General features: G+C 59.4%; 16 protein-coding genes. 5 read left to right on the top strand and 11 right to left on the bottom strand.

The features are described 5' to 3' along the window. Positions 1-7 precede the first annotated feature (7 nt). Both AB1384_13885 and AB1384_13880 read right to left on the bottom strand, forming a co-directional pair. The gene (locus AB1384_13885) at positions 8-742 is read right to left on the bottom strand and encodes a hypothetical protein (protein ID MEW6555362.1); all 735 of its coding nucleotides are present in this window, start codon (positions 740-742) and stop codon (positions 8-10) included. A gap of 216 nt (positions 743-958) precedes the next feature. Further along, positions 959-1,693 (bottom strand): GH25 family lysozyme, encoded by a 735-nt coding sequence (locus AB1384_13880; protein ID MEW6555361.1) that lies wholly within the window; start codon positions 1,691-1,693, stop codon positions 959-961. A 169-nt stretch (positions 1,694-1,862) separates the two neighbouring features. On the opposite strand from AB1384_13880, the gene AB1384_13875 reads away from it, so the two are divergent. Next, positions 1,863-2,546: an epoxyqueuosine reductase gene (locus AB1384_13875; GenBank protein MEW6555360.1), complete on the top strand. Its 684-nt coding sequence runs from the start codon at positions 1,863-1,865 to the stop codon at positions 2,544-2,546. Positions 2,547-2,557: 11 nt separating this feature from the next. Further along, positions 2,558-3,019 carry an HXXEE domain-containing protein gene (locus AB1384_13870; protein ID MEW6555359.1) on the top strand — a complete coding sequence of 154 codons (462 nt, stop codon included), beginning with the start codon at positions 2,558-2,560 and terminating at the stop codon, positions 3,017-3,019. A 122-nt stretch (positions 3,020-3,141) separates the two neighbouring features. Here the strand turns inward: AB1384_13870 and AB1384_13865 are convergent, their stop codons facing one another. The 5 genes from AB1384_13865 to AB1384_13845 form a co-directional block, all read right to left on the bottom strand. Then, on the bottom strand, positions 3,142-3,957 hold the full coding sequence (locus AB1384_13865) for an SDR family NAD(P)-dependent oxidoreductase (protein MEW6555358.1): 816 nt from the start codon (positions 3,955-3,957) through the stop codon (positions 3,142-3,144). A gap of 97 nt (positions 3,958-4,054) precedes the next feature. Further along, complete coding sequence (locus AB1384_13860; GenBank protein MEW6555357.1) at positions 4,055-5,257, bottom strand: acetyl-CoA acetyltransferase; 1,203 nt, start codon at positions 5,255-5,257, stop codon at positions 4,055-4,057. 1 nt (position 5,258) lies between these two features. Then, positions 5,259-6,719, bottom strand: a complete 1,461-nt coding sequence (locus AB1384_13855) for an OB-fold domain-containing protein (GenBank protein ID MEW6555356.1) — start codon at positions 6,717-6,719, stop codon at positions 5,259-5,261. Positions 6,720-6,812: 93 nt separating this feature from the next. Then, positions 6,813-7,718: an SDR family oxidoreductase gene (locus tag AB1384_13850; protein MEW6555355.1), complete on the bottom strand. Its 906-nt coding sequence runs from the start codon at positions 7,716-7,718 to the stop codon at positions 6,813-6,815. Positions 7,719-7,747: 29 nt separating this feature from the next. Continuing rightward, entirely contained in the window at positions 7,748-8,902 is a 1,155-nt protein-coding gene (locus AB1384_13845; GenBank protein MEW6555354.1) for an acyl-CoA dehydrogenase family protein, read from the bottom strand. 321 nt (positions 8,903-9,223) lie between these two features. On the opposite strand from AB1384_13845, the gene AB1384_13840 reads away from it, so the two are divergent. Beyond that, positions 9,224-10,060, top strand: a complete 837-nt coding sequence (locus AB1384_13840; protein MEW6555353.1) for a TetR family transcriptional regulator — start codon at positions 9,224-9,226, stop codon at positions 10,058-10,060. A gap of 180 nt (positions 10,061-10,240) precedes the next feature. Then, positions 10,241-11,227, top strand: coding sequence for an acyl-CoA dehydratase activase (locus tag AB1384_13835; GenBank protein MEW6555352.1), 987 nt, complete (start codon positions 10,241-10,243; stop codon positions 11,225-11,227). A 198-nt stretch (positions 11,228-11,425) separates the two neighbouring features. Here the strand turns inward: AB1384_13835 and AB1384_13830 are convergent, their stop codons facing one another. Beyond that, on the bottom strand, positions 11,426-11,731 hold the full coding sequence (locus AB1384_13830; protein ID MEW6555351.1) for a DUF6788 family protein: 306 nt from the start codon (positions 11,729-11,731) through the stop codon (positions 11,426-11,428). A 63-nt stretch (positions 11,732-11,794) separates the two neighbouring features. On the opposite strand from AB1384_13830, the gene AB1384_13825 reads away from it, so the two are divergent. Further along, positions 11,795-13,531, top strand: a complete 1,737-nt coding sequence (locus AB1384_13825) for an IS1634 family transposase (GenBank protein MEW6555350.1) — start codon at positions 11,795-11,797, stop codon at positions 13,529-13,531. Positions 13,532-13,621: 90 nt separating this feature from the next. Here the strand turns inward: AB1384_13825 and AB1384_13820 are convergent, their stop codons facing one another. From AB1384_13820 to AB1384_13810, 3 genes are all read right to left on the bottom strand, one after another. Beyond that, positions 13,622-14,305 carry a DUF4878 domain-containing protein gene (locus tag AB1384_13820; GenBank protein MEW6555349.1) on the bottom strand — a complete coding sequence of 228 codons (684 nt, stop codon included), beginning with the start codon at positions 14,303-14,305 and terminating at the stop codon, positions 13,622-13,624. A gap of 176 nt (positions 14,306-14,481) precedes the next feature. Next, on the bottom strand, positions 14,482-16,206 hold the full coding sequence (locus AB1384_13815; GenBank protein MEW6555348.1) for an IS1634 family transposase: 1,725 nt from the start codon (positions 16,204-16,206) through the stop codon (positions 14,482-14,484). A gap of 565 nt (positions 16,207-16,771) precedes the next feature. Continuing rightward, the coding region (locus AB1384_13810) for a hypothetical protein (protein ID MEW6555347.1) at positions 16,772-17,565 on the bottom strand (794 nt) is incomplete at its 5' end.

The raw sequence follows: 17,565 nt of genomic DNA, 5'->3' as shown, positions 1-17,565 counted from the left end.
CTTCCGCTCAGGCTTCTCTTATCTCTACCAGCTCGATGCGTTGGGTCTCGCTCTCTCCCGCAGTCTCCAGGATGAGGCCAACGTCTGGTGCATAGTACTTGAACTCTACCACGCCGGGTTCTAGGGGGGTCCATTCCTTTATCTTCAGGCAGCCAGAGAAGGATGCTCCCGTCGCTAACGATATCGTTTCGTCCAGGCTCGCTACTTCAGCCATATCCTCGGCCTCGCCCTCGTAGTACTCCTGGCGGTACTCATGGCCTGCCTCAGGCTGCGCCCGCATCACAATCCCGGGCAGGGCACCGTCGACCCCTGCTTCCCACGAACCCGCCGAGTTCACCGGCTTCCCGTTTTCATACTCCTTGGAGTCCTCGCCGAAGTACCAGACGTTTCCCTCCTTGTCCTGCGCGTACCAGTCATAGGTGACCTCGACCACCTCCCCGTCGATGGTCACGGTGTCCAGGACCACCGTGCACTGCACCCCCATGACCACTTTCTTCTCGTCCGTCACCTCGACCTCGATATGCTCCAGACCCTCTCCGGTATTCCCCTCGTAGACGAAGGTGGTCCCGGAATCCAGGGGCAGGTACTGGTTATCGATACCCTCGACGAAATCGGCGGGGTCAATCTCGGGCTGATATTCTGATTTCTGTGTTGAAGTCTCCTCGGTTGTTTCGCCTCCGCACCCCGACACCAGGACCAGCATGAGCGCGATGGCCGCTGCTGCGATTACCGTCCTTCTCATTTCCGTGCACCTCCCATTAATCCGATTCAATACCGCATTCCACCCTTCAGGCTGCGCTTCTCCCTCATGTCTTCTGATCAATATTCTATCCAGACACAGTCCAGCTCACACTGGACGTCGTCCTCATCCGCGACGTAAGTGTCGTCCTTATTCTTTGGCAATCATTTCCGGTTGAACATAGCGAGGCAGATCAATGAGCATATTATCAGGATGTGCTTAGCCTTTGTCGGTTGTTTGCTTCATCATATCTTCGAATTCTCGCTCGTTTCCGTTGAAGATATTCAGGTCAACATATCCGTTTATGCCATCCACTCTTCCGCGCGGACAGTATTGCCAGAAAGACCAGTACCTACCATCACTCAGTTCAGGCACATCGTAGAGATCTCGGATCCAGATGATACAGTCCCAGAAATCACCGGCGATATACTTTTCATACGAATCATAGGTCACATAAAGTATGGGGCGGCGATGGTAATGATCCTCGATCTCTCTTAGAAAGATCTTCAGTTCCTCCTGGAAGACCTCCTTTTCTGGTATTTCCTTGCTGTTGCCCCCGAATTCAATATCGATGGCTGGCGAAAGACTGGCCCCGTCAACCGGAACGGTTGCAATGAAGTTCTTAGCCTGCTCCAGTCCAGGGCTGCGGAAAGTAAAGAAATGATAGGCGCCTCGAACGAAACCTGCATCCGCGGAATCTACCCAGTTATCGACGAAGCATGCGTCCTTGTGGTCCATGCCTTCAGTTGCCTTGATGAAGGCAAAAGTATTCCCCGCCCTCCTGACCTCGTCCCAGTCAATGTCACCCTGGTGCTCGGAGACGTCTATCCCCCTTACGGGATATTTATCATAGCTTGGATTGACGAACCATATATATCCAAAGTACGCGAGAAACCCAAAAACAAATAGAAAAATGAGGAGTGCGGACAATGTGATAGCAAGTATCGTTTTCATTGCTTTCCCATCCCCGTTTACCCCGTTTGCCGTGTTTGCAAATGTATCTGTTGTGATGCCTATATGTTTCTACTGGTTCCCGTGTGGTAGATAGGATATTGAGTCCATGAGCCTCTGGTAAAATAGGCTTGGAAAGACCAGACCGTATAGTACGACCGTGGTGGGTATCATGCTAAATGGCGAAGCGGCAAAAGGGGTGTTGCTCGGGCTGGGGGCGGACCTCTGCGGTATCGCGCCGGCGGAAAGGTTCGCGGATGCGCCGGCGGGTTTCCATCCCCGGGACATCTTCAGGGACTGCAGCTCCGTGGTGGTTTTCGCGAGGCGCCTTCCCGCCGGGGTCCTCGACGCGGATAGCTGCGTCCCTTATACACGCGCCAACGAACAGGCGGTGAGCGAGGTCGATTCCATTACCTTCAACGCCGCCCTGAAGCTGGAGGACCTGGGCGCGAGGTGCGTGGTCGTCCCGTCGGACGACCCCTACGAGCACTGGGAGCCCGAGCGCATGCACGGAAGGGGTATCCTATCCATGCGCCACGCCGGCATGCTGGCCGGCCTGGGGGTGCTGGGAAGAAACACGCTGCTCATCAACGAGAGCTACGGCAACATGGTCCAGATCGGGGCCCTGCTCGTGGACTTGGAGCTGGAGGGTGACCCCATCGCAGGCTACGAGGGCTGCCGGCCCGACTGCGACCTGTGTATCTATGCCTGCCCGGCGGGCGCGCTGGACGGCGAAACCGCGGACCAGGCCAAGTGCCGCCCGGCGTCAATGGTCGTGAGCGCGCGCGGGTTCCTGCTGAAGAAGTGTTACGCCTGCCGCGCCGCCTGCCCGCACGCGCTGGGCCTCAAAGTCTAGGGGTAGCGAAGATGCACTGGGTGTTCTGGGCCATGGTGGGAGCGGCCTTGGTGCACGTGGCCGAGGAGTACTTCTTCGGCTTTATCGATTTCACGCGCGAGCTGGGCTGGCGCTTCCTGGGGGGGATGGACTTGGTAGCCTTCGCGATAGTCAACGCGCTCTTCATCCTGCTCTGCGTCGCGGGAGCGCTGGTGGGCATGGACCAGCCCTTCTTCAGCCTCTCCATCGCCGCCCTCTTCCTCATAAACACAGTGATGCACCTGGTGCCCATGGCCATGGTCAGGCGCTACTCCCCGGGTGCGGTCTCGGCGGTCTTCCTCTACGTGCCCCTGGCCGTCTACGCCTTCTACGTGGTGGACCAGGCGGGCGAACTGAGCGCACTCACCGTCTTCGCCGCCTTCCTGCTGGCCGTCCTGTGGCTGGCCTTCCCCATCGGCGCTTCCTTCATCCGCTCCGGCCGCCGCGACTATTGAGAATCCGGCCCGCTGCCAGCGGGCGGCCGTGTACATGATCAATCAAGCGGCACGCGCGCGTTCCAGCCGGGGTTTTCACGTCCCACGGAGACCACTCCTGTCGGCGGTGGCGCGTTTCAGGATCAGAAGGGCCGGCCGCGCTCCTTTTCCATGGTGGCGAACGATCGGTTAAGGCCGCTGACCGCGCAGACCAGGTCCATAAGCCGGGGCAAGCCCAGCCCGCGTAACAACGCCGTCATACGTCCGGCAAAACGCGGAACGAAGATCTCTGCCCTGTTCTTCTTGATAGCGGCCACCATGGCGTCGGATACCCTCCGTGGATCCTGCCAGGGCTGGATGACCGGAGCCTTCGCCCCCGCGAACATCCCGGTATTGGTATATCCGGGGTTGACGATGATGAAGCGCACGCCGGTCTTCTTCAGCTCCTGGCGCATGGTATCCGTCAACCCTATCAGCGCGTGCTTGGTGGCGCAGTAGGCCCCCAGCCTGGGGACCCCCACCTTGCCCGCCACCGAGCATACGTTCACCACGTGCCCGCCGCCCCGCCTCACCATGCCGGGGACCACCGCCTGCATCATCCACACCTGGCCCAATAGGTTTACCTCCACCGTCCTGCGCAAAGACCGTTCCGATTGCCCCAGGACTTCCTCGTTCTCAGCGACGGCGGCGTTGTTGACGAGAACGTCTATGGACCCCATCTCCGCTTCCACCTTCTTCACCAGTTCAAGGCAGGCGTTCCGGTCGGAGATATCCAGCCCGTGAAAAGAGACCCCGCAAGCCGCACCCCCGATATCCGCGGCAGCGCACGCAAGCCTGTCTTCGTCGATGTCGGCCATGACCACGCGGGCTCCCTCGCGCACGAAGGTGGCTGCATGCTGTTTGCCCATACCGCGCGCCGCGCCGGTTATCAATACAACCTTACCCTTCAGGTCCTGCATCTCTTTCCTTCCCCCCGGCTGTTCGTGGCGGTTAGATCGCCCTTGTATCCCGCGCAGTTCGGTCGGCAAATGCGATTTCGATCTCCTAATGATAGGCTTACAGGCCGACGATGGCGATGCTGCACACGTTCTGCGCCGGATGGCCGCCCAGATTGTGGGTCAGGCCGATCTCCGGGTCCTTCACCTGCCTTTCCTCCGGAACACGCCGCAGCAGTTGCAGATACATCTCGTAGAGCATCCTCAGGCCGGACGCCCCTATGGGATGGCCGAAGCACTTCAGGCCGCCGTCAGGCTGGCAGGGGAGTTCGCCGTCCAGGTCGAAAAAACCGGCGGCGATGTCCTCGGCGGCTCCACCGTTCGGGGAGATGCCGAGGTCCTCCATGGTGCACATCTCCGTGATGGAGAAACAGTCATGCACTTCCATCATGCTGATCTCCCTGCGGGGGTCCTTGATACCCGCTTCCGCGTATGCCTTGCGGGAGGCTTCGCGCGTGGTCGGGATGCCCACCCCGTCCCAGAGGTCGCCGACGTATTCCTCGCCGGAACTCACCGACCCCTGCAGGGCTTTGACCTTGACCAGCTCCTGGTTTGGTTTGATCTTCCTGGCCAGCTCCGGAGTGGTAACGATGGCGGCGGCGGAGCCGTCGCTGACCCCGCAACAGTCGAAGATCCCCAGGGGATAGGCGATCATGGGCGATCCGATTATCTGCTCCATGCTCACCTCCCGCCGCAGGTGCGCCTTGGGGTTCCTGGCTCCGTTGCGATGGCTCTTCCAGGAGACGCGGGCCATGGTCTCCTTCACTTTCTCCATGGGTATCCCGTATTTTGACGCGTATGCCGTCGCCAATTGGGCGAAGAATCCGGGGCCAGTAGCCATGGGCAGGTAATAGAGGAATTCCTGTCCGAAGCCGGGGTAGTTGGGGAGCCCGCCATAGCCGGTGTCCTTGAGTTTTTCCACCCCTATGGCCAGCGCGATGTCGCAGGCGCCGGACGCCACACCATAGACCGCGGCCCGGAAGGCCTCGGTGCCTGAGGCGCAAAAGTTCTCGGCGCGGGTCACCTGGACACGCGGCAGGTGCAGGGCATTGGCCACGTAAACCCCGCCCTTGCCGATATTGATCTCGGTGATATGGCTGCCCACCCAGGCCGCCTGGATGTCTTTTTTCTCAATGCACGCGTCCTCCATGGCCTCGCCGAAGGCTTCCACCAGGAGGTCGTCGGACCCCATGTCCCAGCGCTCCCCGAACCTGGTACATCCCATGCCCAGGATGGCTACCTTGTCCTTGATGCCCTCAGCCATCTCAACCCACCTCCTGCAGTGCGGGAACGGCCTTCCAGAAATAGTTCGTCACGTCCCGCTTGGGGTCGTAGAGCTTGATGCGGAAGGAGAACTCCATGGGCATGCCCACCTCCAGGTCGTCGGCGGTGCAGTCCGTGAAGTCCATGAGCATCTTCCCCCCGCCGCCAAGCTCGATGTTGCCATAGGCGGCGGGAGGGTCGTAGGAGGCGGCGAGCATGTCGCCGGTGTAGCTGAAAACCCTGCCGCCCCTGTCGGCCAGGTATACCAGGTCCATACTGTCCACGGCGCCGCACGCCGGGTTGGCGCAGACGCGTTCGGGCGGGAACTGCTGCGTGCCGCAGGCACGGCATATGCCTCCGTGCAGGCCCAGCATGGCCTTGCGTTCGCGCCAGATAAGCGACCAGCGCGTCTCGAGGTCGAATTCTCCGCGCATACCCATGTCGGCCTGGATGAGCCGCCTCCACACTATGTACTTCAGGTAATTGTCCAGCTCCGCCCGGCGGGCCAGCCACCTGGATACGCCGCGGTCCTTCCCGAGCGCCGTAATCGCCTCGGTGACCTCGAAAACCAGGGCGTCACAGCCGCTGCCATAGCCCACTACCAGGATCTTCTCCCCGGGCCGGGCGTCCTCCAGGGCTTTGGCCAGCATGAGCAGGGGATGCGCGGCGCCGCTGTCTCCCACGGCCGCGAGCAGGTCGTCCTGCACCGCACCTTCCTTGAACCCCATCCCGCGGTCGATCTTCCTGCGCGTGCTCCCGTAGGTGCAGGGATAGACGACCTTGTCGAAGTCCGCGGCGGTCATGCCGAGCTTCGCGCAGACGCCCGCCACGGCCTCGGCTATGAACTGCCCGTATCCCACCTCCCTGATCCAGCGGTCTTCCCACATGCGGTCGTAGAGGGAATTCGCGCCGCGCAGGTGGTCCACGAAATCGTGCGCGGTCGAATAGGAGCCCTTGAACTCGGCGATGACGTTTTCCTCGCCCACCAGGAAGGCCGCGCCTGCGTCCCCGAAGAGCATCTCCTGCACGCTGCCGATCTTTCCCAATCGCTGGTCCCCCGCGCATACCAACGCTCGCGACCCGCCGCCCGCAGCCGTGAACTCCAGGGCCGAGAGCAGGGCCGTCGTCCCCGCCTTGAGGGAAGCCGTGTAATCCGCGCTGCGCACGTCCTCCCTGGTCCCCAGGGCGCTGGCCACGATGTTGGCGTTGAGCCTCTCTTTGAAAGGAGCGGTGGTGGTGGCGAAATAGACCGCATCGATGCCGCAGCGATCGAAGCCCCTGACGCAGTCCATGCCGGCCGCTACGGCCATGGTCAGAGCGTCCTCGTCGAAGTTGCCCACGGCCTTCTCCCCCCTGGCGACGGTGAGGGTCACCGGGTTTATCCATCCCATGGCCCCGAAAATGGCCATGCAGTTGAGGCGGTAGCGTGGGACGTAACCGCCGTAAGAGATCAATCCTGCCATTTATTTCCTCCTCTCGGATCGTGCCGGCACCGCGAGGTCTACTGGCATCAGCGTTCTCCTTTCATATCGATGGCTGCCCGCATCAGAGCGGTCTCACATTATTGCGGAGAAGATGCGGCTTCCCGCCTCCATGGCCGCTTCGAACTCTTGGGCCCCCTCCAGGGTGTCTATATCGCCGATACGCTCGGCCACCATCTCCACGGTGATCTCGGAGTCGGGGTCGAGGTAGATGCCCGGCCCCTCCATGACGGCGGCCCGGCTGAAGTAGCCGGCCCCGGCGACGAAGACCTTCCCGCTCACGTCGCACTGTTCCGAGGCCAGCCAGCCGGCCATGGGCGAGACGACCTCGGGCTTCAGCTTCTCCAGCACGTTGGGGGGCATGATGCTGGCGGTCAGCCGCGTGCCGGCGACGGGAGTCAGGATGTTGGCCAGGATATTGTATTTGGCCCCCTCCTGCTTGACCGAGAGCGTGAAACCAAGGATGCCCATCTTGGCCGCCCCGTAGTTGGTCTGGCCGAAATTGCCGTAGAGGCCGGCCCCGGAGATGGTGTTGATTATCCTGCCATAGCCCTTCTCCTTCATGTGGGGGAAGGCCGCCTTGGTGCAGTGGAAGGTTCCGTCCAGGTGCACGGAGAGCACTTTCCTGAAGTCCTCCATCTCCATCTTCAGCAGGCTCTTGTCCCGCAGAATGCCGGCGTTGTTGATAAGGATGTCCACCCCACCGAAGGCGTCCAGGGCGGTCTGGATTATCTTGCGGGCGCTCTCCCAGTCGGCTACGTCGTTATAGTCCGCCACCGCCTCTCCCCCGGCCGCCCTGATCTCATCCACTACCTGCTGGGCGGGAGTGGTGTCGGAGCCGGTGCCGTCAGTCGACCCCCCCAGGTCGTTGACCACCACCCTGGCTCCCCTGCTCGCGAGCAGGAGGGCGTGGGAGCGCCCCAGCCCTCCTCCGGCCCCGGTCACTACCGCCACTCTGCCGTCGTACCTGATCTCATCCATATCTTCCACTCCCTTCCTTCACACCCGTATCACTCATATAGGCCCATGGATGTCGCAATGATCTCCCGCATGATCTCGTCCGTGCCGCCCGCGATACGCCATATTCTGGAATCACGCCAGTGGCGCTGCATTGGCTCCTCCATCATGTAGCCGTAACCTCCCATGAACTGCAGCCCCTCGTCACCGGCTTCGAAGACGACCTGGGCCGCCATGAGTTTGGCCATGGATATCTCCTGCACCGGGTAGGAACCCTGGTCGAACCTCCAGGCCGCCAGATAGACCAGCGCCTGTGCCGCCTCTATCCTGGTGGCCAGGTCCGCGAGGCGGTGGGCGACGGCCTGGTTCCTGGCGACGGGCCGCCCGAACTGGACCCTCTCCTTGACGTAGGCGACCGTCCTGTCCAGCGCGATGCGCGCGCCCGCCACCATGCCCGCCGCCCCGATGAGCCGCTCCCCCTGCAGTTCCCACATGATGTTGTAGAAACCCCTGCCTTCCTCGCCGAGCAGGGCATCGTCCGCCACGAGCATGTCCTCGAAAAAGATCTCGGCCGTGTCCGAGGTGCGCATCCCCACCTTGTCCAGCTTGCGGGAGACGACGAACCCGGGCGTATCCGTATCCACCAGGAACAGACTCATGCCCTTGAACCCCTTGACCTTCTCGGTGCGGGCGAGCAAGGTCATGAAATGTGCGCTTGCGCCGTTGGTGATGAATATCTTGTTACCGTTGACCCTCCAGCCGCCCTCCACCTTCTCGGCGAAGGTGCTCAGGTTGGCGATGTCCGAGCCGGCACCGGGCTCGGTGATGCCGAGGCAGGCGATCTTATCCCCCTTGATCGCGGGCACCAGGTACTTCTGTTTCTGTTCCTCCGTGCCGAAGGCGAGGATGGGGGGCGTGGCGCATCCCACGTGCACCCCGACGCCCGCCCCTATGCCCGTTGTCCCGCAGCGGGCGAGCTCCTCCGCCAGGACCATGTTGGTAAAATAGTCGCCGCCTCCGCCCCCGTATTCCTCGGGATAGTTCAAGCCCAGGTAGCCCAGGTCTCCCATACGTTTAAAGACCCAGTCCGGGAAACCTTCCTCCTTTTCCCATTCTTCCGCATGGGGTTCGAGTTCCCTGGCGACGAACTCGCGAAGGCTCGTGCGGAGCATATCGTGTTCCTCCGTGAAGAAAATGTCCAGCGGCATGTCGCCTCCCTTCTATCAGCTGCCTGCCTGGCGCCGCGTGGGTCTCCGGCATCAATGATGCATGCACGATACGCCGGATAAACGTGGTAGTAGCGAGGTTAGATTTTCTATTCCGTTAAGTCAATATTTTGATGACAGAAAAATGCTGACATCAATTATGGTCTCTTACGCTGCTTTTATAGTTGATTATTCTTCCTCATTATGAAAATATTTATATAGTGTTATATAGTTGTTTATGAATTGTGTTATCCACGTGGCGAAAACGCTCCGCGCTTGACACCCGGTAAGCGGGGTTCGTGACCGGAGGTAATGACCGTGCGTATGGGCGAGCTTGCAAGAAGGTCCGGCCTGAACCACCAGACCATACACTATTACATCCGCAAGGGTTATCTGGAGCCGCCGCTGTACAAGAGCTCGACCCAGGCCCTGTATGATGAATCACACCTGGAGAAGCTCCTCTATCTCAAGGAAGCGAGAAGCGAGGGGCTGCCCCTCGCCTATGCGGCCGAGCTATGGAAAGGGGGCCGCAACAAGCCCTCGGGCAGGCGCCGCCGCGTCCAGTCGGGCGAATCGGATACGCGTGAGCGCATTGTCCGCACCGCTACCAGCATCTTCCTTAAGAACGGCTACCAGAGGACGACCATATCCGAGATCGTGGACACCCTGGGGGTGACCAAGCCTTCCTTTTATTATTACTTCGAGAACAAGAGGGACGTCTATTTCGTGTGCCTGGACCAGATATTCGAGACCGTCTTCGGCTCCGCCTACGAGGAGATCCGCGGCGAGAAGAACCCAATGAAACGCTGGGAGGCACGCTGGAGAGTCACCAGCTCCTTCATACCTGAGATCATCACCATCCTGCAGCTCGCCAAGGAATCCCTGCGGGACGAGGACGAGGAACATATGAGACGAGTCACATCCGTGCTGCGCAAGCAATTGATAGAGCCCCTGATCGGGGACCTCAACATGGGCATCAAGAGCGGCCTCTTCCGTGATGTACCGAGTGAGATCATCGCCTACGCTCTCCTCTGCGTGCTCGAGGTAACGACCTACCGCCCCATGATCGACGAGAAGTACGGAGACCAGGACATCAAGGACGCACTGCTGGGCTTTATCCTCAACGGCCTGCTGAAGGACGACGCGACCACTTTCGCCTGAGGCCAGATCGTACCCGGCGAGCCGAACATGGGACTGACACCGGGCGGCAAGAGGTCGATTCACGTCACAGCCAGGTCCTCTCGGGCAATCCGTATCCCTTTAAGTGTTTGCCCGACCGAGTGCGAGGAAATACAATGTTATGCATTGCGCAAGCACTCATAGCACAGCAAGGAGGAAGTCTTGAGAGGATATCTCGGAGTGGACGTGGGCTCGGTCAGCACCAACCTGGTCCTGCTCGAGGAAAACGGGGAGGTCGCGGCCTCGGTCTACCTGCGCACCATGGGGCAGCCCATACGTGCCGTCCAGGACGGCCTGCGCGAGCTGGGCACCAAGCTCCCCCCCGACGTGGAGGTGCTGGGGGCGGGGACCACCGGCAGCGCCCGCCACCTCAGCGGCATCATCGTCGGCGCGGACATCGTCAAGAACGAGATCACCGCCCACGCCGTGGCCGCCCTGCACGTGGTGCCCGAGGTGCGCACGGTGCTGGAGATAGGCGGCCAGGACTCCAAGATCATCATCCTGCAGGACGGCATCGTGGTGGACTTCGCCATGAACACGGTTTGCGCCGCCGGCACCGGCTCCTTCCTCGACCACCAGGCCGCCCGCCTGGACATCCCCATCGAGGATTTCGGCGACTACGCCCTGCGGGCGGAGAGCGGGGTGCAGATAGCGGGTCGCTGCTCCGTCTTCGCCGAGTCTGACATGATCCACAAGCAGCAGGTGGGCCACCCCATGGAAAGCATTATCTTCGGGCTGTGCGAGGCCCTGGTGCGCAACTTCCTGAACAACCTGGCCAAGGGCAAGAGCATCGAGGCGCCCCTGGTCTTCCAAGGAGGGGTGGCGGCCAACGTGGGCATGAAACGCGCCTTCGAGGAGGCCCTGCAGGTGGAAGTGGTCGTCCCCGAGCACTTCGCGGTGATGGGGGCCATCGGCGCCGCGCTGCTGGCGCAGGAGATGGGGCTCTCCGCCACCAACTTCAAGGGCTTCCAGGTCACGGAGATCGTCTACCGCACCTCCAGCTTCAACTGCAACGGCTGCTCCAACAACTGCGAGATCGTGAAGATCATGGTCGAGGGGGACACCCTGGCCCGCTGGGGCGGGCGCTGCGGCAAGTGGGAGCTGGACCTCCCCGGCGCCAAGAAAGCCGCCGCCACTTCCGCCGGTTGAGCGAAATCCTAAGACATTTGATGAGCTCTGAAGGGACAGTGGCACTGTCCGGCAAGCTCATGACTTTTACACTTTACGTTTCCCTAAAGGTCGTATTCATAGGCGGTGGTGTAGTCTTCCGTCTCCCCCATAACCGTCTGGGAGCCCACTTTCCCCACCCCGAATCGAGTTTACGATAGCATTTTATTAGCTCCGAGATCAGCGCTCTTTCGACCTGCCCCCCCGCCGGAGCTTCGACAGCTCGATCTCGAGCGCTACCCACCTCGTGGTGAGTTCTCTGAACCTCTGATAGGTCTTGAGTTCACGCTTCACCTGGGCCACGTCGGCGGGCCTGATGTAGTTCGTGTGCCCTCTACCTGAGTGGCTGTAGCTGAGCTGCCAGTACTCCTCCCCCCGGGACCGTTTCTGCCTGGAGAGGGAACCGGGGTGCATGCGCCCGAGCTTTGACAGGCCCTTCTTTATCTGGGCTATTTCCGCCTCGATCTGCGCTTGACTCCTGCTCATAGTTGAATCATAGTATAGATACAACTTGCTGTCAACATGGTCATGCGGGGAAAGGAGGACCTGTTGGACGATCGTGTGCGCGAGTTCCTCTCCGGCGTGAGCGCTAGCCAGGCGGGGCACCTGCCGGTGGTGGCGGGCTTCTTGAGCAGGATCGGCCTCGCCGGGGCGGTGAACGCGGCAGTGCCCTCTCAGATGGAAGTGGACATCGGCACCTATGTGTCGCTGATGGTCCTGGACACACTCTCGGGGAGGAGCCCTCTCTACCGGCTCGAGAAGTTCGCCTCCTCGGTGGACACCGGTCTTCTGCTGGGCGGCGACGTCCCGGCAAGCGCCTTCAACGACACGGCGGTCGCGCGCGCGATGGACGCCATCTTCTGCGCGGGAACGGAGAAGGTCTTCAGCGAGGTGGCCTTGAGGGCGGCCTCGGCCTTCCCCCTGGAGGTGGACAGAAAACACGTGCACTTCGACACCACCTCGGTCTCCGTATGGGGGGATTACCCGGGCTGCGAGGAGATCGACGACCCCGAGAGCCTGCGCGTCACCTACGGACATAGCAAGGACCGCCGCCCCGATCTCAAGCAGTTCCTCATAAAGATGCTGTGCGTGCACCGTAACATCCCCATCATCGGTGGGTGCGAGAGCGGTAACTCCCCCGACAAGAAGATCAACAACCGCGTTCTCACGGAACTCTCAAGGCACATGGCCTCCCACGGGCTTTCGCCCGGGGCCTTCGTCTATATCTCCGACTCGGCCTTCGTGACGCCCGCCAACCTGGAGGCCATCGCAGGCAACCTCTTCATCACGCGCCTTCCCTTCACCTACGCCGAGGCCGATCGCGCCATCACAGAAGCGGTGCGGGAAGGCGAGTGGGCAGAAGTCCCCGGCGAGCCTCGGGGCTCGGGGAGCCGACCCAAGACCAACTACCGCGTCTGCGACGCGATGGTCAGCCTCTACGACAAGGAGTACCGGGCCGTGGTGGTGCACTCGGACGCGGGCGACAAGCGGGCACAGAAGAAGATCATAAAGGCGCTCACGCAGTCGATCGAGGAGGCCGGCGGCATCCTGGAGGAGGCGGGAAAGACGGAGTACTTCTGCCGCGAGGATGCTTCCGCCGCCGCCGACAGGCTCAGGGGCGAGGGCTCGGCCCTCCACTACCCTGACTGCGGCGTCAGGGAGAAGGTGACCTACTCGCGCGGAAGGCCTCCCAAGAACGGCGAGCGCAAGGTGTCACGAACCAGGTACGTGCTCGAGGGCAAGCTCGCCGAGCGCGCAGACGAGGTCGAGCGCATGAGGCAAGCCGCTGGGTGCTTCATGCTGCTGACCAACGTGCCTGGCGAGGGAGAGATGGCCCACACCCCGGAGGAGATACTTGCCGCCTACAAAGAGCAGCACGGCATCGAGCGCAACTTCGGCTTCCTGAAAGATCCCCTGATCGTAAACGATATATTCCTGAAGAGGCCCGACCGCATCGAGGTCCTGGGCTTCATCCTGCTCGTCTCCCTCCTGGTCTGGAACCTGATGGAGCACGTGATGCGCGCCTATTTGAGAAGAACCGAATCCACGATTCCCGGTTGGGACAACAAACCCACCAGAAAGCCCACCTCCTTCATGATGGCAATCAAGTTCAAGGGGACCCTGGTCTTCAAGATCCGGGGTGTGTGGTACTTCAGCACTCCGCTGACCGATGAGCTTCAGCAGTACATACGAGCCCTGGGTTTGACCGAGGACCTGTTGCTTCGCAGGATTCCTGATAATGCCGCAGCCCAACGAGATCAGAAATTACCCGGAGGGATGCGCTGATGGGTGGGGAAAGTGGGCTGTAAGGGGAAGGGACTGGGTGCGCAGGCGGGAAAGGGTGTCGTAGGTACTATGGGTGGTATCCAAATAACATCAAAGCGTCCCGTGATTGACGCATTCGATCTCTGGGGGTGCTTGATCGCTCCATTCAATGGTATAGGGTGAACCATCAAGCGGGCAGAACGGCGTTGTTTCATCGTCTACATATTCCGGTACCAGGCTATCCCATGACGTCGGATATATCCCACCATTATCTGCAGCATAAATGTTTGCAGAACTTTTTATAAGCCTCATGTTAGCTTTGCAGGTTTGTTCATCCGCACCCTCTTTTGCAGATACCAACAACGAGGAATTGAAAAAGTCTATCTTCCAGACATTGTCCTCTTTGACCAAAGCAATGGTGTGGTAGCTTGAAGGATAATCGGCATGAGTTACATATACCAATGCCTCATCTTCACTTTCTTTGGCCAGTTCATATTTCATCTTGTTTAACGCTTCTTCCTGCTCCCTTCGCTCTTTCTCGGTGACATGGTAATCGTTCCCGCCAGAACCATTACCGAATTCCCCAAGAGACATCTGCTGCTGGCTTGCTTCGGAGAGCATTGGATATGCTTCTGAATAGTCTCCCCTAGCAATATGAGCCATGAATTCATTGGCCGTATCAAGAGGTGAGTTCTCGCTTCCGCAGCCAGTGAAGCACAAGCAAATTAACGTGATTGACAACATTAAGAATATTACTCTTTTTACTACTCTACGTTTCAAAGCTATCCTTCCCATAATTCTCTACTATCTACCCATTTAGGCTAATAAAGATATCTTATTCAACTTATCACATAATTGCAGATTCTCTAAGAGCGCTTTTTCTTCTCCTAGCCCGAGTTTACCGAGTTAGCGAAATGAGTACCAGCCAAAGCCTGTGATAGAGCGAAATTCTGAGATCGCGGGTGTATGACCTAACACCTGTAGCGGTCCAGGCCAAATATCTCATAAAGCCTCGTCTGGGTCTTGTTCATGGAGGAGATGGTTATAGTGGGCTTGGGCGCCGCCTTGCCCTTCTTCGGGGCCGGGTAGAGGATGGCCACCTCGCGTATCCCGGAAAGCTCGTTCATCATCTTCTCCAGGCTGACGTCGAGGCCCGCCTTTTCAGCCTGGCGGTAGAGCAGCGAGCATAGCGTCAGCGCCAGCACGCAACAGAAGGCGTGCACCCGTATCTTCTGGTCGGTCCAGTGGAACATGGGGGAGAAGGAGACGAAGTGGGGTCTTTTCATCCTCTTGAAGGCCTCCTCTATCTCGCTCCGGGCATGGTAAGCGGCCACTATCTCCTTCGTCGACCAGTCGTGGTTGTCGGTGAAGAGGACCTTCTTGCCCAGGGTGGTCTCCGCGAGGCGGGAGAGCGCCCGGGGGAGGACGCGGTAGCGGAGGCGGGGAAGCCCGTCCTCCTCGGTGATCTCGACCTCGATGAGCTGCTTCATGTGCTGGGCGGAAAGCGCCGCCTCCACCTTCTTTCTGGTCCCCTCCAGCGTGGGCCTGCGGCCCTTGCGGGGCTGCTTGCTCCTGCGCCACGCCGCCAGCTGCCCCTGGATATCCTCCAGGGCTCCCTTGGCCTTGGCGAGTTCCCGGGAGATGGTCTTGAGCTGGGTTATGAAGAGGCGCTCGTTGTAGGTGATAACCACCGTCCTTTCCCGGCCGAAGACCTCCTTGCGCGTGCGGTGGGCGCTCCACTGCTCCGGCGGGAAGCCTTCCAGCTCGAGCGGCTCATAGGTCTTTTGCGAGCGCGGGATCGAGAGCAGATCCTGGTGGTGGGAGGGGATGAGGGAGCCCACGAAGCGGTAGGGGGAGGCGTCTATCTTCTCCATGCCCCGCTGCGAGTTGTTCCCCTTGTCGAAGACCAGGGTTACGTCCTCCACCTGCCCCCGGAGCACGCGGTGGCGCTCGACCAGTTCGTCGGTTACCGAGAGGAAGGAGGTCCTGTCGGCGGTGTTCCCCTCGTAGACCTTGCTGAAGAGCGGTATGTGGTAGTCGGCGGTGGCGAGCAGCGCCAGGTTGACCTGCCTTAAGTCTCCCCGTTTGGCCTTGGAGTGCCCCCGGGCGGGAAGCGAGCATCTCTGGTTGAAGGTGTCTATGTAGGTGAAGAAGTTGGTGGTGTCGTAGACCAGCAGCCGCAAATCGAGGTCGAACTCGCCAAGGAGCCTTGAGGCGATGTCCGACTCCATGGCCCCGATGGCGTCCTCTTCCACAAGGTCCATGTGGTCCCAGAAGCGCTGGCTGGTGAGGTGCTCGTCCTCGATGTGCGGATAGAGCCTGCGCAGGATGGTGCCCGCGAACCACTCCCCGGTGGCCCGCTTGCTCACCTGCTTGAGCGCCCGCGAGACCGCCGCCAGCACGAGGTATTCTCCCACCGAGACCCCCTTGCCCCTCTTGCGCACGTGGCGGTTTACCGTATCCACGACTCCCAGCCTCTCGGCCATGGAGTGCAGCGCCGCCACCGCTCCGAACTCGAAGAGGGAGACCTCCTTGGGCTCCGGCACCGCCACCTCGCCCTCGCTTCTTGAAATGATGTCGTCGGCCGTTCCGAGGTACTTCTGCCACACGATCTTGGGCTTGCCCCCGACCCTTTTGCATTCGCGGGCGTAGTAGTAGGTATTCCCCTTGATCTTCTTTGGCGTTATGCTTGCCATAGTTAGGTCATCCAATATCTAGCTTCCTGCTGTCAAGTCTACCCCCTTATCTTGTGTAATGACGTATTATCCCGCCTCTTCTTCCGCTTTCAATGGGTCTTTCCTGTTAGGTCATACACATTGCGAGGCATAGCTGGCTTCGGAAGGGTCTGCTTGGGAGGATGAAAGCGGTGTTGAAACCCCTTTGTAGTGGTGCTTTGCTCTCCATTGCGCCAGAACCGGCGCTTGTCAGTCATGGAAATGCGTATGAATATAGGCGCTAACTCGGTAAACTTGGGCTAGACTAATTACTAATCAAGATCAATGAATAGTAGATACCAACAACTATGAGTATTGCACCCATCAATGACGAACCTATCCAGACCGCTACCCAGCGCGATCTCCACATTCTTTCATCATCAATCATGTAAAAATACTTCGCAAACCAGTGGCTTCTAGGGACTATAAATAGTCTTACAATAATTCCCAACAGTACTAGCGCTAATCCGCCAAGTATATACCCCCAATCACCCATAATTTATCATCCTTGTTTCTCATCTAGGCTTCTGTTGAAGCTTTGTTCCAGCTACTCATCCCAAAATGTCCATATTCTTATCCCTGCATCCCATGTTGCTGACCAGCCGCCATAGTATCTCCTGCCTACGCTTCCATCTTCATAAACAACCACATCAACACCATATTCTATGCAGAAGGGAGGTATCCCATCACCTCCATGCGCGCTCATAGTGTGTATGACCTTCTTGCCAGGATTAGGATCATGCATAGAAGTATAGGATGCTCCGGGAAGCCCTAATCCTACTCCCCCATCCCAGTCAAATCCCTTGTTCGATATATTCAAGTTAATATCTACCACGATAAGGTTAAAATTCAAATTGAATGAAAGCCGCCCAGATTTCCATGCATCTGCAAAGTCGAGACCTGGAGTATAATACAGTCCTTGCTCAGCCTTGCGGAATATGTTCGTGAAAGCGTCCTGCATGCCTTGGTCGATGCCTGATTGGGACAAGAAGAATTGTACTTGCTGTTCAGTGAACTTTCCTGATTCACCCATATCAATAACCAGATTCTGCACCTTATCCCAGTCACCATTTTCTATCGCCAGCAATAAATCGTGTTCGTAGGTCAGGCTCTCTAAATATGGGGCGAGGTAGCCTATGGTTAGTCCCTGCAATAAAGGCTTGTCCAGCCCGGCTTCCATGGCTGCTTTGCGTGCGGCGTCTATCTTTTCCTGTATCTGCTGGATGAGCTTGGCCCGGTTCTCCGCCTCTCTTCTTGCCCTCAGTTGGCCGCAGACGTATGCTCCCGCTCCCGGCGGCGGGTCGGGAAGGTCGATACCGAGCGCGTCCTCTATAAATCCCT

It is taken from the genome of Actinomycetota bacterium (genome assembly GCA_040757835.1).
Taxonomy (GTDB): Bacteria; Actinomycetota; Geothermincolia; order Geothermincolales; family RBG-13-55-18; genus SURF-21.
The sequence above is the reverse complement of the archived record's forward strand: the minus strand, read 5'-3'. Positions and strand labels throughout refer to the sequence as shown.

What these genes read in the sequence shown, in the direction of transcription:
- AB1384_13830 (MEW6555351.1), bottom strand. Translation starts at nt 11,731, where the DNA reads ATGAGCAGGAGTCAAGCGCAGATCGAGGCGGAAATAGCCCAGATAAAG.
- AB1384_13840 (MEW6555353.1), top strand. Translation starts at nt 9,224, where the DNA reads ATGGGCGAGCTTGCAAGAAGGTCCGGCCTGAACCACCAGACCATACAC.
- AB1384_13815 (MEW6555348.1), bottom strand. Translation starts at nt 16,206, where the DNA reads ATGGCAAGCATAACGCCAAAGAAGATCAAGGGGAATACCTACTACTAC.
- AB1384_13855 (MEW6555356.1), bottom strand. Translation starts at nt 6,719, where the DNA reads ATGGCAGGATTGATCTCTTACGGCGGTTACGTCCCACGCTACCGCCTC.
- AB1384_13885 (MEW6555362.1), bottom strand. Translation starts at nt 742, where the DNA reads ATGAGAAGGACGGTAATCGCAGCAGCGGCCATCGCGCTCATGCTGGTC.
- AB1384_13820 (MEW6555349.1), bottom strand. Translation starts at nt 14,305, where the DNA reads ATGGGAAGGATAGCTTTGAAACGTAGAGTAGTAAAAAGAGTAATATTC.
- AB1384_13850 (MEW6555355.1), bottom strand. Translation starts at nt 7,718, where the DNA reads ATGGATGAGATCAGGTACGACGGCAGAGTGGCGGTAGTGACCGGGGCC.
- AB1384_13875 (MEW6555360.1), top strand. Translation starts at nt 1,863, where the DNA reads ATGCTAAATGGCGAAGCGGCAAAAGGGGTGTTGCTCGGGCTGGGGGCG.
- AB1384_13865 (MEW6555358.1), bottom strand. Translation starts at nt 3,957, where the DNA reads ATGCAGGACCTGAAGGGTAAGGTTGTATTGATAACCGGCGCGGCGCGC.
- AB1384_13845 (MEW6555354.1), bottom strand. Translation starts at nt 8,902, where the DNA reads ATGCCGCTGGACATTTTCTTCACGGAGGAACACGATATGCTCCGCACG.
- AB1384_13880 (MEW6555361.1), bottom strand. Translation starts at nt 1,693, where the DNA reads ATGAAAACGATACTTGCTATCACATTGTCCGCACTCCTCATTTTTCTA.
- AB1384_13870 (MEW6555359.1), top strand. Translation starts at nt 2,558, where the DNA reads ATGCACTGGGTGTTCTGGGCCATGGTGGGAGCGGCCTTGGTGCACGTG.
- AB1384_13860 (MEW6555357.1), bottom strand. Translation starts at nt 5,257, where the DNA reads ATGGCTGAGGGCATCAAGGACAAGGTAGCCATCCTGGGCATGGGATGT.